This window comes from Dactylosporangium sp. CA-139114, assembly GCF_050955725.1.
GTDB lineage: Bacteria > Actinomycetota > Actinomycetes > Mycobacteriales > Micromonosporaceae > Dactylosporangium.
In genome coordinates this window covers 4,104,401-4,120,006 of the sequence record NZ_CP192080.1, presented here as the reverse complement: position 1 = coordinate 4,120,006, position 15,606 = coordinate 4,104,401, and the positions used below count along the sequence as shown (strand labels likewise).

12 protein-coding genes are annotated in these 15,606 nt (G+C 73.9%); 5 read left to right on the top strand and 7 right to left on the bottom strand.

Annotated features, from left to right (window positions below; translation table 11 throughout):
* Nucleotides 1-143 precede the first annotated feature (143 nt).
* Genes ACQP2P_RS18770 through ACQP2P_RS18760 form a run of 3 tightly spaced genes read right to left on the bottom strand, consistent with a single transcriptional unit; the run spans nucleotide 144 to nucleotide 4,471 of the window.
* A complete protein-coding gene (locus ACQP2P_RS18770) occupies nucleotides 144-2,129 on the bottom strand; it encodes an ABC transporter ATP-binding protein (protein WP_433617682.1) in 1,986 nt (661 codons plus the stop codon).
* Nucleotides 2,126-3,862 carry an ABC transporter ATP-binding protein gene (locus tag ACQP2P_RS18765; RefSeq protein WP_433617680.1) on the bottom strand — a complete coding sequence of 579 codons (1,737 nt, stop codon included), beginning with the start codon at nucleotides 3,860-3,862 and terminating at the stop codon, nucleotides 2,126-2,128. The genes ACQP2P_RS18770 and ACQP2P_RS18765 overlap by 4 nt, the downstream gene beginning before the upstream one ends.
* Before the next feature lie 3 nt (nucleotides 3,863-3,865).
* Complete coding sequence (locus tag ACQP2P_RS18760; protein WP_433617679.1) at nucleotides 3,866-4,471, bottom strand: TetR/AcrR family transcriptional regulator; 606 nt, start codon at nucleotides 4,469-4,471, stop codon at nucleotides 3,866-3,868.
* Between the two features lie 145 nt (nucleotides 4,472-4,616).
* Between ACQP2P_RS18760 and ACQP2P_RS18755 the strand changes: the two genes are divergently transcribed.
* Entirely contained in the window at nucleotides 4,617-5,801 is a 1,185-nt protein-coding gene (locus tag ACQP2P_RS18755) for a GAF domain-containing sensor histidine kinase (protein ID WP_433617677.1), read from the top strand.
* Between the two features lie 35 nt (nucleotides 5,802-5,836).
* Here ACQP2P_RS18755 and erm read toward each other — a convergent pair whose 3' ends face one another.
* The 3 genes from erm to ACQP2P_RS18740 form a co-directional block, all read right to left on the bottom strand.
* Nucleotides 5,837-6,616: an ErmE/ErmH/ErmO/ErmR family 23S rRNA (adenine(2058)-N(6))-methyltransferase gene (gene erm / locus ACQP2P_RS18750; RefSeq protein ID WP_433617675.1), complete on the bottom strand. Its 780-nt coding sequence runs from the start codon at nucleotides 6,614-6,616 to the stop codon at nucleotides 5,837-5,839.
* Nucleotides 6,617-6,853: 237 nt separating this feature from the next.
* Entirely contained in the window at nucleotides 6,854-8,377 is a 1,524-nt protein-coding gene (locus ACQP2P_RS18745) for an MFS transporter (RefSeq protein WP_433617674.1), read from the bottom strand.
* Nucleotides 8,378-8,487: 110 nt separating this feature from the next.
* Entirely contained in the window at nucleotides 8,488-9,603 is a 1,116-nt protein-coding gene (locus ACQP2P_RS18740) for a MerR family transcriptional regulator (RefSeq protein WP_433617673.1), read from the bottom strand.
* 64 nt (nucleotides 9,604-9,667) lie between these two features.
* Here ACQP2P_RS18740 and ACQP2P_RS18735 point away from each other — a divergent pair, with 64 nt between their 5' ends.
* Nucleotides 9,668-11,839, top strand: coding sequence for a DUF4132 domain-containing protein (locus ACQP2P_RS18735; protein WP_433617671.1), 2,172 nt, complete (start codon nucleotides 9,668-9,670; stop codon nucleotides 11,837-11,839).
* Nucleotides 11,840-11,844: 5 nt separating this feature from the next.
* Here ACQP2P_RS18735 and ACQP2P_RS18730 read toward each other — a convergent pair whose 3' ends face one another.
* Complete coding sequence (locus ACQP2P_RS18730) at nucleotides 11,845-12,405, bottom strand: helix-turn-helix domain-containing protein (protein WP_433617669.1); 561 nt, start codon at nucleotides 12,403-12,405, stop codon at nucleotides 11,845-11,847.
* 67 nt (nucleotides 12,406-12,472) lie between these two features.
* Here ACQP2P_RS18730 and ACQP2P_RS18725 point away from each other — a divergent pair, with 67 nt between their 5' ends.
* The 3 genes from ACQP2P_RS18725 to ACQP2P_RS18715 are packed head-to-tail and all read left to right on the top strand — an operon-like array spanning nucleotide 12,473 to nucleotide 15,606.
* The gene (locus ACQP2P_RS18725; RefSeq protein ID WP_433617667.1) at nucleotides 12,473-13,351 is read left to right on the top strand and encodes an NAD(P)/FAD-dependent oxidoreductase; all 879 of its coding nucleotides are present in this window, start codon (nucleotides 12,473-12,475) and stop codon (nucleotides 13,349-13,351) included.
* 26 nt (nucleotides 13,352-13,377) lie between these two features.
* Nucleotides 13,378-14,328 (top strand): DNA polymerase domain-containing protein, encoded by a 951-nt coding sequence (locus ACQP2P_RS18720; RefSeq protein ID WP_433617665.1) that lies wholly within the window; start codon nucleotides 13,378-13,380, stop codon nucleotides 14,326-14,328.
* A gap of 51 nt (nucleotides 14,329-14,379) precedes the next feature.
* Entirely contained in the window at nucleotides 14,380-15,606 is a 1,227-nt protein-coding gene (locus ACQP2P_RS18715) for a sugar efflux transporter (RefSeq protein WP_433617663.1), read from the top strand.

Sequence of the window (15,606 nt, the reverse complement as noted above, 5' to 3'; positions counted from 1 at the left end):
CTGGCAGCGACGGCGCGCCAGCGCCGAGCGGTGTCTGGCGGGAGCGACGGTCCGCACCCCGGCGGACCCGAGCCATGGCTTGTGACAAACGGCCCCGGGTCGCCTTCAGGACACCCGGGGCCGTTGCGGAACCTCTGTGCGGATCAGTCCACCTCGACCGCGGCGGCGGCGAACTGGGCCGAGTAGAGCCGTGCGTACGCGCCGCCCGACGCGAGCAGCGAGTCGTGCGTCCCCTGCTCCACGATCGACCCGTGCTCCATGACGAGGATCAGGTCCGCGTCGCGGATCGTGGACAGGCGGTGCGCGATGACGAAGCTCGTGCGGCCCGCCCGCAGCGTGCTCATCGCCCGCTGGATGAGCACCTCGGTGCGGGTGTCGACCGAGCTCGTCGCCTCGTCCAGGATGAGGATCGTCGGCTCGGCCAGGAACGCCCGGGCGATCGTGATGAGCTGCTTCTCCCCCGCCGAGACGCCCGCGCCCTCGTCGTCGATGACGGTGTCGTAGCCCTCCGGCAGGGTGCGCACGAACCGGTCGGCGTGCGCGGCCTCGGCCGCCGCCGCGATCTTCTCCGGCGTCGGGTGGTCGGCGCCGTAGGCGAGGTTCTCCGCGATGCTGCCCTGGAACAGCCAGGTGTCCTGCAGCACCATGCCGATCTGCTCACGCAGCTCGTCGCGCGACATCGCGGCGATGTCCACGTCGTCGAGCAGGATCCGCCCGCCGGTCAGGTCGTAGAAGCGCATGACGAGGTTCACCAGCGTCGTCTTGCCCGCGCCGGTCGGGCCGACGATCGCGACCGTCTGGCCGGGCTCGACGGTCAGCGACAGATCCTCGATGAGCGGCTCGTCCTGCTTGTAGCGGAACGACACGTGCTCGAAGGTGACCTTGCCGCGGACCTGGGCCGGGCGCGCCGGGGCGGCCGGCTCCGGGGTCTGCTCCTCGGCGTCGAGCAGCTGGAAGACCCGCTCGGCGGAGGCGATGCCGGACTGCACGAGATTCGACATCGCGGCGACCTGGGTCAGGGGCTGGGAGAACTGCCGGGAGTACTGGATGAACGCCTGCACATCGCCCAGCGTCATCGTGCCCGAGGCCACCCGCAGGCCGCCGACCACGGCGACGAGCACGTAGTTGATGTTGCCGATGAACATCATCGCGGGCTGGATGAGCCCGGAGATGAACTGGGCCCGGAACGCCGAGGCGAACAGCGCCTCGTTGTGCTCCTCGAACGTCCTGGCCGCCTCCGCCTGCCGGCCGAAGATCTTCACGACCGAGTGGCCGGTGAACATCTCCTCGATGTGGCCGTTGAGCCGGCCGGTGCTCGCCCACTGCTTGACGAACTCCGGCTGGGACTTCTTGCCGATGCGGGCCGTGATGAGCACCGACACCGGCACGGTGACGAGCGCGATCACGGCCAGCAGCGGGGAGATCCAGAACATCATGCCGAGCACCGCGACGATCGTCAGCAGCGACGTGAGCAGCATGGACAGCGACTGCTGCAGGGTCATCGCGATGTTGTCGGTGTCGTTGGTGGCCCGGGACAGCACCTCGCCGCGGGCCTGCCGGTCGAAGTAGCTCAGCGGCAGCCGGGCGAGCTTGGCCTGGACCTGCTCGCGCAGGCGGTACACGGTGCGCTGCACGATGACCGTGGTCAGCCGGGCCTGCAGCAGGCCGAGGATCCAGGCGAAGAGGTACACCACCGCGACCCCGAGCAGCACCCGCTTGAGCCGGTCGAAGTCGATGCCCCGGCCCGGCACCAGGTTGCTCATGCCGCCGAGCAGGTCGGCGAACGCGTTGTCGCCGCGGGCCCGCAGCGCCTCGATGGCCTGTTCCTTGGTGGTGCCGGCCGGGATCTTCTTGCTGATGATGCCCTCGAAGATCACGTCGGTGGCGTGGCCGAGCAGCCGCGGGCCGAGCGTGGAGAGCACGACGCTGGCGATGCCGAAGACCAGCACCGCGACCACGATGAAGCGGTCCGGGGCGAGCATCTTCAGCAGCCGCTTGGCCGAGCCCTTGAAGTCCTCGATCTTCGCCGGGGGGCCGCCGGCGCCCATCATCATGCGCCCGGGGCCGAAGCCCGGTCCGCCGCCGGGCCGCGGGCCTGCGCCCGCGCCGCCGGGTCGTGGTGCGGTCATGCCGCGGCCTCCGCTTCAGTCAGCTGCGAAAGAACGATCTCTCGGTAGGTCTCGTTGCCGTCCATGAGCTCCTGGTGCGTGCCGGTGCCCACGACCCGGCCCTCGTCGAGCACGACGATGCGGTCGGCGTCGCGGATGGTGCTCACCCGCTGGGCGACGATGACCACGGTCGCATCGGCGATCTCGACGCGCAGCGCCTCGCGCAGGGCCGCGTCGGTGGCGTAGTCGAGCGCGGAGAAGGAGTCGTCGAACAGGTACACCTCGGGCCGGGCCACCAGCGTCCGGGCGATCGCGAGCCGCTGCCGCTGCCCGCCGGAGACGTTGGTGCCGCCCTGGGCGATCGGCGCCTGCAGCCCCTCGGGCATGGCCCGCACGAACCCGGCCGCCTGCGCGACCTCCAGGGCCCGCCACAGCTCCTCGTCGGTGGCGTCGGGCCGGCCGTAGCGCAGGTTGGAGGCGACGGTGCCGGAGAACAGGTAGGGCTTCTGCGGCACCATGCTGACCGTGCGCGCCAGCAGCGCGGGGTCGATGCGGCGCACGTCCACGCCGTCCACCAGCACCGTGCCGCCCGTCGCGTCGAACAGCCGCGGCACGAGGTTGAGCAGGGTCGTCTTGCCCGCGCCGGTACTGCCGATGATCGCCGTCGTCTGCCCGGGATGCGCGACGAGGTCCACGTCGGCGAGCACCGCCAGATCGGCGCCCGGGTAGTGGAAGGACACGCCGCGCAGCTCCAGCTCGCCGTGCACGTCGAGGCTCGTCACCGGCTCGGCCGGCGCCTCGACGCTGGACTCGGTGTCGAGCACCTCCTGGATGCGCTCGGCACACACCTCGGCCCGCGGGATCATGACGAACATGAACGTCGCCATCATCACCGACATGAGGATCTGCATGAGGTAGCTCAGGAACGCGGTCAGCGCCCCGACCTCCATGCCGCCGGTGTCGATCCGCTTCGCGCCGAACCACAGCACGAGGATGCTGGAGGCGTTGACGATGAGCATCACCGTCGGGAACATCAGCGACATCAGCCGGCCCGTGGCCAGCGACACCTCGCGCAGGTCGGCGTTGGTGCGGGCGAAGCGCCGCCGCTCGTGCTCGTCGCGGACGAACGCGCGGATGACCCGGATGCCGGTGATCTGCTCGCGGATGACCCGGTTCACCAGGTCGATGCGCACCTGCATGAGCCGGAACAGCGGCCGCATCCGCACCACGATGAGCGCGATCAGGATGATGAGCACGGGCACGACGACGAGCAGCAGCCCGGACAGCGGCACGTCCTGCTTCAGCGCCAGCACGATGCCGCCGAAGCACATGATCGGCGCCGACACCATGAGCGTGAACGTCATCAGGACCAGCATCTGGACCTGCTGGATGTCGTTGGTGGTGCGCGTGATGAGCGACGGGGCGCCGAGCTCGCCGACCTCGCGGGCCGACAGCTGCTGCACCTTCGCGAAGATCCCGGCCCGCACGTCGCGGCCCAGGGCCATCGCGGCGCGGGCGCCGAAGAACACGGCGGCGGCCGAGCACACGATCTGCAGCAGCGACACGCCGAGCATGAAGCCCCCGACGCGCAGGATGTAGCCGGTGTCGCCGGTCACGACGCCGCGGTCGATGATGTCGGCGTTGAGGGTCGGCAGGTACAGCGTGGCGAGCGTCTGCACCAGCTGCAGCACCACCACCAGGGTGATCGGCCCGCGGTAGGGCCGCAGGTATGTTCGCAGCAGACGGATCAACATCGGTCAGGCGTCTCCAGGGTCGGATGGGACGTGCAGGAGGCCGTCGAGCAGGACGGCGACGATCTCGTCCGGCGTGAACTCCTCGTGCGGCAGGTCGCCCCGCACGGTGCTCACGACCAGGGCGAACAGCAGCCGGGACGTGGCGGCCGGGCTGCGGCGCAGCAGGTGCTTGTCGGGTTCGATCAGTTCGGCGACGGCGTCGGAGAGCCGGCGGCGGCCGTCCACCAGCGCGGCGAACGGCGAGGAGTCCAGGGGCATGGTGCGGGCGAGCATCATGAGCGGCACCGAGCCCTCGACCCGGCGCATCAGGATCGCCGCGGCGTCGCTGAGCCGATCACGCAGCGTCGCCCCGGGGTCGATCGCGGACAGGGCGCGCAGCACCGGCTCCGGCTCGAAGGCCGAGCAGAGCGCGGCGGACAGCAGCGACGCCTTGTCCGGGAAGACGCCGAAGATGGTGCCCTCGGCGACGCCCGCGGCCTCGGCGATCTGCCGGGTGGTGACGGCCGCCCCGTGGGTGCGCAGCAGCGGCAACGTGGCGGCGATGAGCGCCGCGCGCCGCTCGTCGGGGGCCAGCGCGGGCACGCGCCGGCGACGGGTCTCGGCATTCACGGGCTCACTGTAATGAGCGAGCACTCACTCGTACAAGCGATTTCACCCTGCGCCGGGTTGCAACCACGTGGCAACGGCGCGTAATCGCACGCCGCTCCTCGATGACCGCACGATGATCCCACTGGAACCGGAAGGAGGGCCCGCCATGCGCGACGTCGACGAGGAAGCCCGGCTGTCCGCCCTGCACAGCTACGGCGTGCTCGACGCGCCGCGCCCGAAGGCCCTCGACGAGCTCACCGAGCTCGGCGTGTCCGTCTTCGACACCACCATGTCGACCGTCACGCTCGTCGACCGCGACCGGCAGTGGTTCGCCGGCAAGACCGGCCTGGCCGCCGACGAGACCCCGCGCGCCATCTCCTTCTGCGCCGAGACCATCCCGACCCGCCGCACCCTCGTCGTCTGCGACGCCCGCGCCGACGCGCACTTCCGCGACTACCCCAACGTCACCGGCGACCCGTACATCCGCTTCTACGCCGGTGCCCCGCTCATCGACGACGACGGGCACGTGCTGGGCACCTTCTGCGTCAAGGACGACCGCCCCGGCGACCTCGGCCCCCGCCGGCAGGAGGCCCTCGAGACCCTCGCCCGGCAGGCGACCGGGCACCTGTCGCTCATGCGCAGCCGCCTGATGCTCGCCGAGCTCGGTGACGAGCTCGCCCGCGCGACCCAGCGCGAGGAGGACCTCGTCGCGACCATCTCGCACGAGCTGCGCACCCCGGTGACGGCGATCCAGGGCTACCTCGAGCTGCTCGCCGAGGACGAGCGCCTCGCCGGGTACACCCGCCTGGTCGAGCCCATCTACCGCAACGGCCGGCGCCTCGTCGGCATGGTCGACCACCTGCTCACCGGCACCCGCCCCGCCGACGCGCCGCTGCTGCTGCACCGCAGCCCCGTCGAGCTGCACATGGTCCTCACCGCCGCGGTCCAGGCCGGCAGCGCCCTCGCCGAGCCCCGCGGCGTCGAGGTCGTCGTGGAGCCGCCGACCGGGGCCTGCGTCGTGTCCGTCGACATCGCCCGGCTCACCCAGGCCGTGCAGCAGCTGGTCCGCAACGCGATCCTGTTCACCCCGGCGGGCGGCAAGGTCACCGTCCGCGCCGTCCACGCCCCGAACCCGGCGGTCGAGGTGTCCGACACCGGCGTGGGCATCCCGCCGGACGAGCTGCCGTACGTCTTCCAGCGCTTCTTCCGCGGCCGCCACGCCCGCCGCCAGGCCGTCCCCGGCGTCGGGCTCGGCCTGCACATCGCGCAGGAGGCCGCCGCGGCCCACGGCGGGCGGATCACGCTGAGCTCCGCCGGCGCCGGCACCACGGCCCGGCTCAGCCTGCCGTAGGCGCCACCACCAGCCGCGGACGCGCCCTGACCCGGTCACCGGCCGGCGCGCAGCAGACGGAACAGCGTGAGCCACTGCTCCGGCCACACCAGCCCGACCGGCGTGCGGGTGTCCAGCCGCAGCGCCCGGAACGCCCCGGCGACCCGCGCCGCCGGGAACCGCTGCGCCAGCGACGCATACAGGGAGCCCCCGACGCCGCTGAAACCCAGACGCACGATGCCGCGGTACGTCCCGAGCCCGCCCGCCTCCACCAGCGGCACCGGGCGCCGGGTCAGCCGCAGCAGCCCGCCGTCGACCCGCGGCACCGGCCGGAACGCGGCCCGGGGCACCCGCCCGGCCAGCCGCCAGTCGACCTCCGGCCACGTCTCGATCGTCAGCCGCGACCAGCGCCCGTAGTCCCCGGCCCGCTTGCGCGCATACTCCAGCTGGGTCAGCAGCGTCGCCGACGTCAGCCCCGGCGCCCGCAGACACCAGCCGACGACCCCGGACGTCAGCGCGAACGGGATGTTGCCCACCACCGCGAACGGCTCCGGCGGCGGCGCGGCGGCCAGGAAGTCGGCCACCCGCACGCTCAGCCCGCCGAGGCGCGGCAGCGCGGCCGCCATCCCCGGATCGACCTCGAACGCGACCACCCGGCCGGCCCGGCGTACCAGCTCCTCGGTGAGCCGCCCCCGCCCGGCCCCGACCTCGAACACGAGATCACCACGGCGCATGGCCGCGGCATCGGCGATGCGGCGCACGGCCGCCGGATCCATCAGAAAGTTCTGCCCGTAGACGCGCCGGGCGCGCGGATGGGCAGCGGAGAAGCGAGACATGACCAGGTTCCCTGTTCGTTCGCGGCGAATGCGGACGCGGAAGGGCCCCGGTGCTGCAACTGGAGTTCTCGACCTGGAAGTTCCCGGTTCGTGGTGACGGGCGTCAGGCCTGGCAGACCAGGGCACGACGCCGGAAACGCAGACGCGCGGCCGGCATCACGGCCGACCGGATCAGGGCATGCGTCGTGGTGGTCATCGCCGGAAGATATCAGCACGGCGGATGCTCGCGCGCGGCATTTACGAACCGTCCGGCAGCTTCTCGACGTGCCGCGGAATCAGCAGGATCACGGCCACGCCGCACACGCCCACCACGGCCAGCGCCACGAACACGTTGTGCGACGCCGTGTAGAGGGCCGCCCGCACATAGTCCACGACGTTCGCCGGGGCCGCGCCGGCCTTCAGCAGGATCGTCGTGGCGTCGGCGCCCGCGGTCAGGGACGGCTTCACGTCCGGCGGGGCGGCGGCGAAGCGGCGCTCCAGGGTCGTGTTCGCGATCGCGCCGAAGACGGCCGCGCCCACCGCGCTGCCGATCGAGCGCGAGAACATGTTCGTGCCCGTCACCACGCCGCGGCGGTCCCAGCCCACGACGGACTGCACGGCCACGAGCGTCGGGGCGGCGGCGAGGCCGAGACCGATGCCGATCACGAAGCAGGCGACGGAGGTCATCGCGACCGTGGTGGCCTCGGTGAGCAGGGCGCACATGACGGTGCCGGCGATGATGACCACGCCACCGATCAGCGCCGTGTTGCGAAAGCCGATGCGCAGGTAGACGCGGCCCGACAGCGTCGCCGCGATCGGCCAGCCCAGCGTCATCGCGGCGACCACGAACCCGGCGACGAGGGCGCTGGTGCCCAGCACACCCTGGGAGAAGTTGGGAATGTAGGAGCTCAGGCCGATGACGAGCGCGCCGACGGCGACCCCGGCCAGGTTGCCCCCGATGAGCGTGCGGTGCCTGAACACCCACAGCGGCAGCACGGGCTCGGCCGCGCGGCGCTCGACGAACACGAACGCCGTGATCATGGCCGCGCCGAGCGTGAAGATGACGATGCTCGGGGCGCTGGCCCAGGCCCACATGATGCCGCCCTCGAGGGTGGCCAGGATGAGCAGCGTGCACCCGGCGATGAGCAGGCCGGCGCCGAGGTAGTCGATGCGGTGCGCGCGGCGCTCGACGTTCTCCTTGAGGTGCCGGGCGAACATCCACGCCGCGAAGAGACCCAGCGGCAGGTTCACGAAGAAGATCCAGCGCCACGACAGGTAGTCGGCGAACACCCCGCCGAGGGTCGGGCCGACGACCGAGGAGACGCCCCAGACGCCGGCCACGTAGCCCTGGACGCGGGCGCGCTCCTCGACCGAGTACAGGTCGCCGATGATCGTCATGCTGATCGGCTGGATGGCGCCGGCGCCGATGCCCTGGATCGCGCGGAAGACGATGAGCGTGAGCATGCTCCAGGCGGCGCCGCACAGCACCGAGCCGAGCAGGAACGCGGCGATGCCGAAGAACATGACCGGCTTGCGGCCGAGCACGTCGGCGAGCTTGCCGTAGAGCGGCGTCGTGACGGCCGCGGTGAGCAGGTAGATCGAGAACAGCCACGGGAAGTGCGCGAACCCGCCCAGGTCGCGCACGACCGACGGCACCGCGGTGGCGATGATCGTGCTGTCCAGCGCGACCAGGCCGGTGGTCAGCATGACCGAGCCCAGGATCGGTCCGCGCTCCGAGCGCAGCCCGACCGCGGCGCGCTTGGTGAAAGTGGCCTCTTGCACGAACACACCTTACGGCAGGGCCGACATGTTCTCCTCCAGGTGACGCATCGACGCGGTACCGGGGATCGGCGGCATCACCGGCGCCCGCCGCCTGAGCCGGCCCGGGGGTTTCACGCCACGAGCAGCCGCAGGCCGAGCTCGGCCGTGTCGAGCGCGGCGAGGTCGCGGTTGCGCTCGGCCCACCGGCCCGAGGCGAGGTCCTCGCGCAGCGAGCGCACCGCGCGCCGCTCGGCCTCGGGCCCGACCCGGGTCCAGACCGACACCGCGCGGCGCACGTGGTCGTCCAGGTACGCCTCGGGGCGGCGCCAGTACGCCTCGAAGAAGCCGTCGGCGCAGTCCCACGGGATGAGCACCGGCTCCGCGCGTCCGCCGATCGCGCGGGTCAGGTCGGCCAGGGCGGGCCAGCCGGTGAGCAGGCCGGCGAACTCGGGCAGGTAGTCGCGGGTGAGCCAGAAGCGCTGGCGCCAGCCGATGTCGTCGGCGTCGTACGTGAACACCACCACGCGGCGGGCCACCCGCCGCAGCTCGCGCAGCCCGGCGACCGGGTCCGGCCAGTGGTGCACGGTGCTGACCGCCATCGCGGCGTCGAAGGAGCGGTCCTCGAACGGCAGGCGCTCCGCGGCGGCGGCCACGCACGGCGCCGCGCCCGGGGGACGCAGCGCCCGCATGACCGCCGAGGGCTCCACCGCCGTGACCTCGCGGTCGGGGGGTTCGTAGGAGCCGGTGCCGGCCCCGACGTTCAGCACCGTCCGGGCGTCGCCCAGCGCGTCCCAGATGCGCGCGGCGATGCGCGGCTCGGTGCGCCGCGTCGCCGGGTAGGCGGACCCGATGGCGTCGTACAGCCTCGCGCCGAACATCCGCAGCCGCTCCTCGGGCGTCGTGCCGATCCCCATGGCCCGTGCCTCCAGCTCGCGGTCGATGGCCGTCACCATGGCGGCGGCGCGGTCACGCTGCCCCAGCAACAGGCCGCGCAGCCGGCGCAGGTGCGCGACCGCGTCGGTGGCCGGGTCGTCGACCAGGTCCGTGATCTCGCGCAGCCCGAAGCCCAGCCGCCGGTAGGCCAGCACCTTGCGCAGCCGCTCCACGTCGGCCGCCGAGTAGGCCCGGTGCCCGGCCGCGGTCCGCGCGGACGGCCGCAGCAGCCCGATCTCGTCGTAGTGATGCAGCGTGCGCACGGTGATGCCGGCCAGCTCGGCCACCCGTCCCACGGTCAGGTGCTCCTCCACACCGCCGACTATGTGGCATGACGCCGCGTGAGGGACAAGTCCCGGGCGGCTCTAGGCTGCCGGGGTGCGGTTCGTACTCCCGGCGTCCTGGCACCGCTCCTTCTACCCGCGCCGCGGCGGCGCTGCCCTGGCCTTCGCGCCGGTCGCAGACCCCGCGGCGCCGCTCGGCGCCGCGGCCCGGGCCGCGGTCGAGCTCGCCGCCGGGCAGGAGCCGCGCACGGACGCGGCGGTGGCCGCGCGGCGGGTGCTCGCGCCGGTGCGCGCGGCGCTCGCGGGCGCGCCCGAGGCGGTGTACGCCGAGGCCGCCGACGCGCTGCGCCAGGTCCGCACCGGGTCGTGGGCGCACCGGCTCGCGGCCGCGTTCCTCGTGCCGGACCTCGCCGCGGCGCACGTCGCCGAGGTGCCCGAGCGGCACCCGCTCGCGCCGCTGCTCCTGGCGTCGGTGTCGACTGTGGAGCAGGCACTGGCCGTGCTCGCCCGGCTCGCGCCCACGCAGGCCGAGCAGCTGCGGGAGCCGGAGCTGCTGCACACCCTCGCCGAGGGCATCGGCGACGGGATCCTCGACCTGTACGCCGCCTACTGGACCGGCCGCTCGGTCGAGTACACGATGGCGGGGGTGCCCGAGTACCTCGCGGCGATGACCGAGGCGCTGCCGGCGATCGGGACCCGGCGCGCGTTCGAGACCCTGCTCGGGCTGGCCGGGCAGCGCGGCGGACCGGCCGCGGTCATGGCCGCGGCGCATCGCTTCCCGGACCTCGCCGTGCCGCTGCTGCGGGCGAACGCGTCCCGGCCCCGGGTCGCCGAGCTGCTGAGCCGCCACCTCGCCCGGCACACCGGGACGGCCGTGGCCGCGACGGGCCACGACCCGCGGCTGCCGCCGTGGGTCGAGCCCGCGACGCTGCCGCCGATCCGGGTCGCCGCCGCGCCGGTCGTGGGGCGGCTCATGCGCGGCGAGGTCACCCCGGAGGCGGGCGACCTGGCCCGGTTCGGCTGGGCGGTGTGCTGCCGCTGGGAGGAGGCCGGGGCGCCGCCCGCGGGGCGCTGGGCCCTCGAGGCGCAGGCGCTCGTCGGCGACGACGAGACCGCGGCGTGGCTGGCGGAGGCGGTGCGGCGGTGGGCCGCCGAGGGCGCCGGCCGGCGGGTCGCCGCCGGGATCGACGTGCTGCGGCGGCTGGGCGGCGAGGCGGCGCTGCGGCAGCTGCACGCCCTGGCGACCACGGCGAAGACCCGGGCGGTCCGCGCCCGTGCCGAGGCGGCCCTGGCCGAGGTCGCCGCCGGGCTGGGCCTGACCGCCGACGCGCTCGCCGACCGGCTCGTCCCCCGCTTCGGCCTCGCCCCCGACGCGACCATCGTGCTCGGCGACGGCCCGCACCGCATCACCGCCGGCTTCGACGACCAGCTGCGCCCCTGGGTGAGCGACGAGCGCGGGACGCGCCGCCGGGACCGGCCCGGGTCGCCGTTCGCGGCGATCCGCCAGGGCGTCCGGAAGGTCGCGGCCGAGCAGACCCACCGCCTCGAGCTGGCGATGACGGGCGGGCGGCGGTGGAGCGCGGCGGAGTTCCGGGTGCTGCTCGAGCACCCGCTGCTGTTCCCGCTCGCCCGGCGGCTGGTGTGGATCACCGGCCCGCCCGGGGCGCCGGGCCCCGCGCTCCGCGTCGCCGAGGACCGCACCCTGGCCGGCGTCACCGACGAGCGGGCCGACCTCGCCGACGGGGACCTGCTCGGCGTCGCGCACCCCGCGGACCTCGACGTTCCCGCCTGGCTGGCGGTGTTCACCGACTACGGCATCCTGCAGCCCTTCCCGCAGTTGCATCGCCCGGTGTACCGCCTGGAGCCCGGCGAGTCCGCCGCCGCACGGCTGCGCCCCGTCGCGGTGGTGCGGCTGCTCGCCCTGGAGCGGCACGGGTGGCGGCGGGCCGCCGTCGAGGGCGCCCGCGTGCTCGGGATGGAGCGCGACCTGCCCGGCGGCGACGTCGTCACCGTCGGCCTCGATCCCGGCATCGCGCTCGGCCCGCGGCCGGACCGGCAGCCCGACCAGGACCTGCGCGAGATCCGGATTCGCACGCGCGAGGGCCGCGCCCGGCCCCTCGCGGAGCTGGACGCGGCCTCGGTCTCGCAGCTGCTGGCCGACCTCGCGCCGGGTCAGGAGACGAGCGGCCTGCTGTGCGGGCCGGACCAGGCGGGGCAGCGTCGTGGTCCCGGCTCCCGGCGCCAGGAGCCTGTGCGCCGGCGGTGAACCGCTCAGCGCGAGCGGGCGCGCACGTGGACCCGTTCGCCCTGGGGGCCGAAGAGGCTCAGCACCTCGGCGGCGTACGGGCTCGGGTTGCCGAACCAGTGCGGCACCCGGGTGTCGAACTCGACCGCCTCGCCCGTCTGCAGCATCATGTCGTGCTCGCCGAGGACGAAACGCAGCCGCCCCGACAGCACGTACAGCCACTCGTACCCCTCGTGCGTCTGCGGGGCCGGCGTGTCGTCCGCGGGCGTGTGCGGCGGGAAGACGAGCTTGAACGCCATCGGGGCGCCAGGGCGCCGGCTGAGCGGGATGTGGGTGATGCCGTGGCGCACCACCGGCTGCGCGTGCACCCGCGGGTCGGCGGTCGGCTCCGTGCCCGCGAGGTGGTCCAGCGTCACCCCGTGCGCCCGGGCGAGGGGCACCAGCAGCTCGAGCGTCGGGCGGCGGCCGCCGGACTCGAGCCGCGACAGGGTGCTCACCGAGATGCCGGTGTCCGCGGCGAGCGCGGTCAGGGTCACGCCCCGCTGCTCGCGCAGCCGCCGCAGCCGGGGGCCCACGTGATCGTCCATGGCCGCCAGTTTGCCATTCCGGCAAAGAGCTTTGCCAACGGCGCGACGACCGGGCATCGTCGAGCCCATGAGTGAGCGGTACGACGTGATCGTCATCGGCGGCGGGGCGGCCGGGCTGAGCGGGGCACTGACCCTGGCCCGGGCGCGCCGCCGCGTCCTGGTCCTCGACGGCGGGCAGCCGCGCAACGCCCCCGCCGGCGGCGTGCACAACTACCTCGGCCGGGAGGGCACCCCGCCCGGCGAGCTGCTGCGGATCGGGCGCGAGGAGGCCCGCGGCTACGGCGCCGAGATCGTCACCGGCGAGGTCGTGCGGGCCTTCCGCGACGGCGACGACCTGCGCGCCGTCCTCGCCGACGGCACCGGGTTCACCGGCCGGCGGCTGCTGGTCACCACCGGGGTCGTCGACGAGCTGCCGGACATCCCCGGGCTGGCCGAGGGCTGGGGCGACTGGGTGCTGCACTGCCCGTACTGCCACGGCTGGGAGGTGCGCGACCGCCCCGTCGGCATCATCGCCACCAGCGCGCTGGCCGCGCACCCGGCGCTGCTGTGGACCCAGTGGACGCGCGACCTGGTCCTGTTCACCAACGGCCTGGAGGTGCCGGGCGTCCCCGCGGCGGTCACCGTCGTCGAGGGCGCGGTCGCGAAGGTCGAGGCACGGGGCGTACACCTGCAGGACGGCGGATTCGTGCCGCGGGAGGCGACCGTGGTGCAGACGACGCTCGCCGCGCGAGCCGGGTTCCTCGACGAGCTCGGGCTGCCGCTTGCCACCCTGCACCTGCAGGGCCTGCCGGTCGCCACCTACGTCGCGGCCGACGCGACGGGCCGCACCGAGGTGCCGGGCGTGTGGGTGGCCGGGAACCTCGCCGACCCGATGGGCCAGGTCATCGGCGCGGCCGCGGGCGGGATGAAGGCCGGCGCCGCGCTCAACATGGACCTGCTGCTCTGAGCGCGCCCAGCCGATACGGTGTGACGGTGAGCACCGCCGAGGAACGTGACGGGGTCGCGCTGACCAACCTCGACCAGCCCATCTTCGAGGGGGCCGGCGCGACCAAGCGCGATCTCGTCGACTATCTCGACGCCGTGCGCGACCGGATCATCCCGGTGCTGCGCGAACGGCCGCTGTCCGTGGTGCGCATCATGCGCGGGCAGGACTCGTTCATGCAGAAGAACGTGCCCAAGTACACGCCCGGGTGGGTGAAGACCGTGCACATGTGGGCCGAGACGTCCAAGCGCGACGTCGCCTACGCGCTGTGCGACGACCGCCGGACGCTGCTGTGGTTCGCCAACCAGCGGGCGGTGGAGTACCACCCGGCGCTCGTGCGCGCCGGGGACTGGGCGCACACCACGCACCTGGTGCTCGACCTCGACCCGCCGGAGGGCGGCGACTTCTCGCTCGTCGTGCGCGCGGCCGGGCTGATCCGCGAGACCCTCGACGCGTCCGGGCTGCGCGGCGCGGTCAAGACCAGCGGCGCCAAGGGCGTGCACGTCTTCGTGCCGATCGAGCCGACGCCGATGCCGGACGTGGCCGCCGCGACGCGCGCGATCGCCGCGCGGGCCGAGCGGCTCGACCCGGGCCTGGCGACGACCGCGTTCATCCGCGAGGACCGGCACGGCAAGGTCTTCCTGGACCCGACGCGGGTGGGCGGGGCGACGGTCGTGTGCGCGTACAGCCCGCGGCTGCGGCCCGGCTGCCCGGTCTCCTTCCCGCTGGACTGGTCCGACCTGGACCGCGTCACGCCCCGCGACTTCACCGTCCACACGGCGCCGGGGCTGCTCGGCGACGCCGACCCGTGGGCCGCGCACATGCCCGGCCCGCAGGCGGTCCCGGCCGACCTGATCGCCGAGGGCCACACCATTCCCGTCCCGCGCGTGCAGGCCATGCACGAGGGCAAACGCCGGGCCCGGGCCCAGCGCTCGCCGTGAGCTTCGCGATATGCACACGAGCGCTCCCGTTCGGTCCCGTAAGGTGCGGAGGTGGTTTCAGGGGTTAGCGTCGAAGCACCGTCCAGCACCGCCCGCCGCGCCCTCGTCCCGCTCGGCATCATCTTCTTCTTCGTCGGCATGTCGGTCGCCGTCGTCGGCCCGTTCCTGTCGCTGTTCCTGAGCACCGAGGTCCACGCGGCCCCGGCCCTGGTCGGCGCGTTCCTCGTCGCCGGCCCGCTGGCCTCGATGGTCTCCTCGAACCTGCTCGGCCGGCTCTCCGACCGCCGCCCGATCCGCCGCCGGCTGCTGCTCACCGCGGCGCTGGCCGGGTTCGCCGGGGCGATCACGACCGCGTTCGTGCGCGAGTACTGGGTGCTGCTCGCCCTGACCATGACCCTCACGGCGCTGAGCGGCTCCCTGTTCCCGCAGTCCTTCGCCTACGCCCGCGAGGTGCTCTCGCAGCGCGGCTCGACCCGCGCGGCGATGGCGATCAGCACCCTGCGGATGGTGTTCTCGGTCGCCTGGGTGGCGGGCCCGCCCGTGGCCGCGCTGCTGCTGCAGTGGGGCGGCTTCCGGGTGCTGTACCTCACCGCCGCCGCCATGTACGCGACCGCCGCCGCCGTGATCTTCCTGCGCCTCGGCGAGGTGTCCCCGCCCGCGCACCACGAGCGCCCGCCCGCGCGCCGGGCCGGGGCGGTGGTCTGGTGCACCGTGGCCGCGTTCGCCGTCATGCAGGCCGCCGGCATCCTCAACGTGCAGGCGATGTCGCTGTACCTCTCCCACGTCCTGCACGCCCAGGTGCGCGACGCGGGCCTGATCCTCGGCCTGTGCGCCGCGCTGGAGATCCCGCTCATGCTGGGCTTCGGCGCCCTGTCGACCCGCTACCCGCTGCGCCGCCTCATCGTCCTCGGCGCCGGGACCGGGGTGGTGTACTACACGCTGGTGGCCCTGGTCGCCCACAGCTGGCAGATCGCGGCGCTGCAGGTGCTCAACGCGACCTTCATCGCCGCCGTGCAGGGGCTGGGCATCTCCTACGTCCAGGAGCTGCTGCCCGGCGAGCCCGGCCGCGCCACGACCCTGGCCGCCAACGCGTTCCCGGTGGCGTCGCTGCTGGCCGGCCCGCTGCTGGGGCTGTCGGCGGACGTGGGCTACCGCTACGCCTACGTGTCGGCGGCCGCGCTGTGCCTGCTCGGCTTCGCCCTGCTCGTGACCACGGCGCCGCGGCACGCGGCGACGCCCGCCCCGGCCCCGCAGCCCGAACCCGTCACCGCCGCGTAG

Bases quoted from the DNA above. Each gene is read 5' to 3' on its own strand.
- ACQP2P_RS18765 (WP_433617680.1), bottom strand. From the start codon at position 3,862: ATGTTGATCCGTCTGCTGCGAACATACCTGCGGCCCTACCGCGGGCCG.
- erm (WP_433617675.1), bottom strand. From the start codon at position 6,616: ATGTCTCGCTTCTCCGCTGCCCATCCGCGCGCCCGGCGCGTCTACGGG.
- ACQP2P_RS18770 (WP_433617682.1), bottom strand. From the start codon at position 2,129: ATGACCGCACCACGACCCGGCGGCGCGGGCGCAGGCCCGCGGCCCGGC.
- ACQP2P_RS18730 (WP_433617669.1), bottom strand. From the start codon at position 12,405: ATGGACGATCACGTGGGCCCCCGGCTGCGGCGGCTGCGCGAGCAGCGG.
- ACQP2P_RS18725 (WP_433617667.1), top strand. From the start codon at position 12,473: ATGAGTGAGCGGTACGACGTGATCGTCATCGGCGGCGGGGCGGCCGGG.
- ACQP2P_RS18755 (WP_433617677.1), top strand. From the start codon at position 4,617: ATGCGCGACGTCGACGAGGAAGCCCGGCTGTCCGCCCTGCACAGCTAC.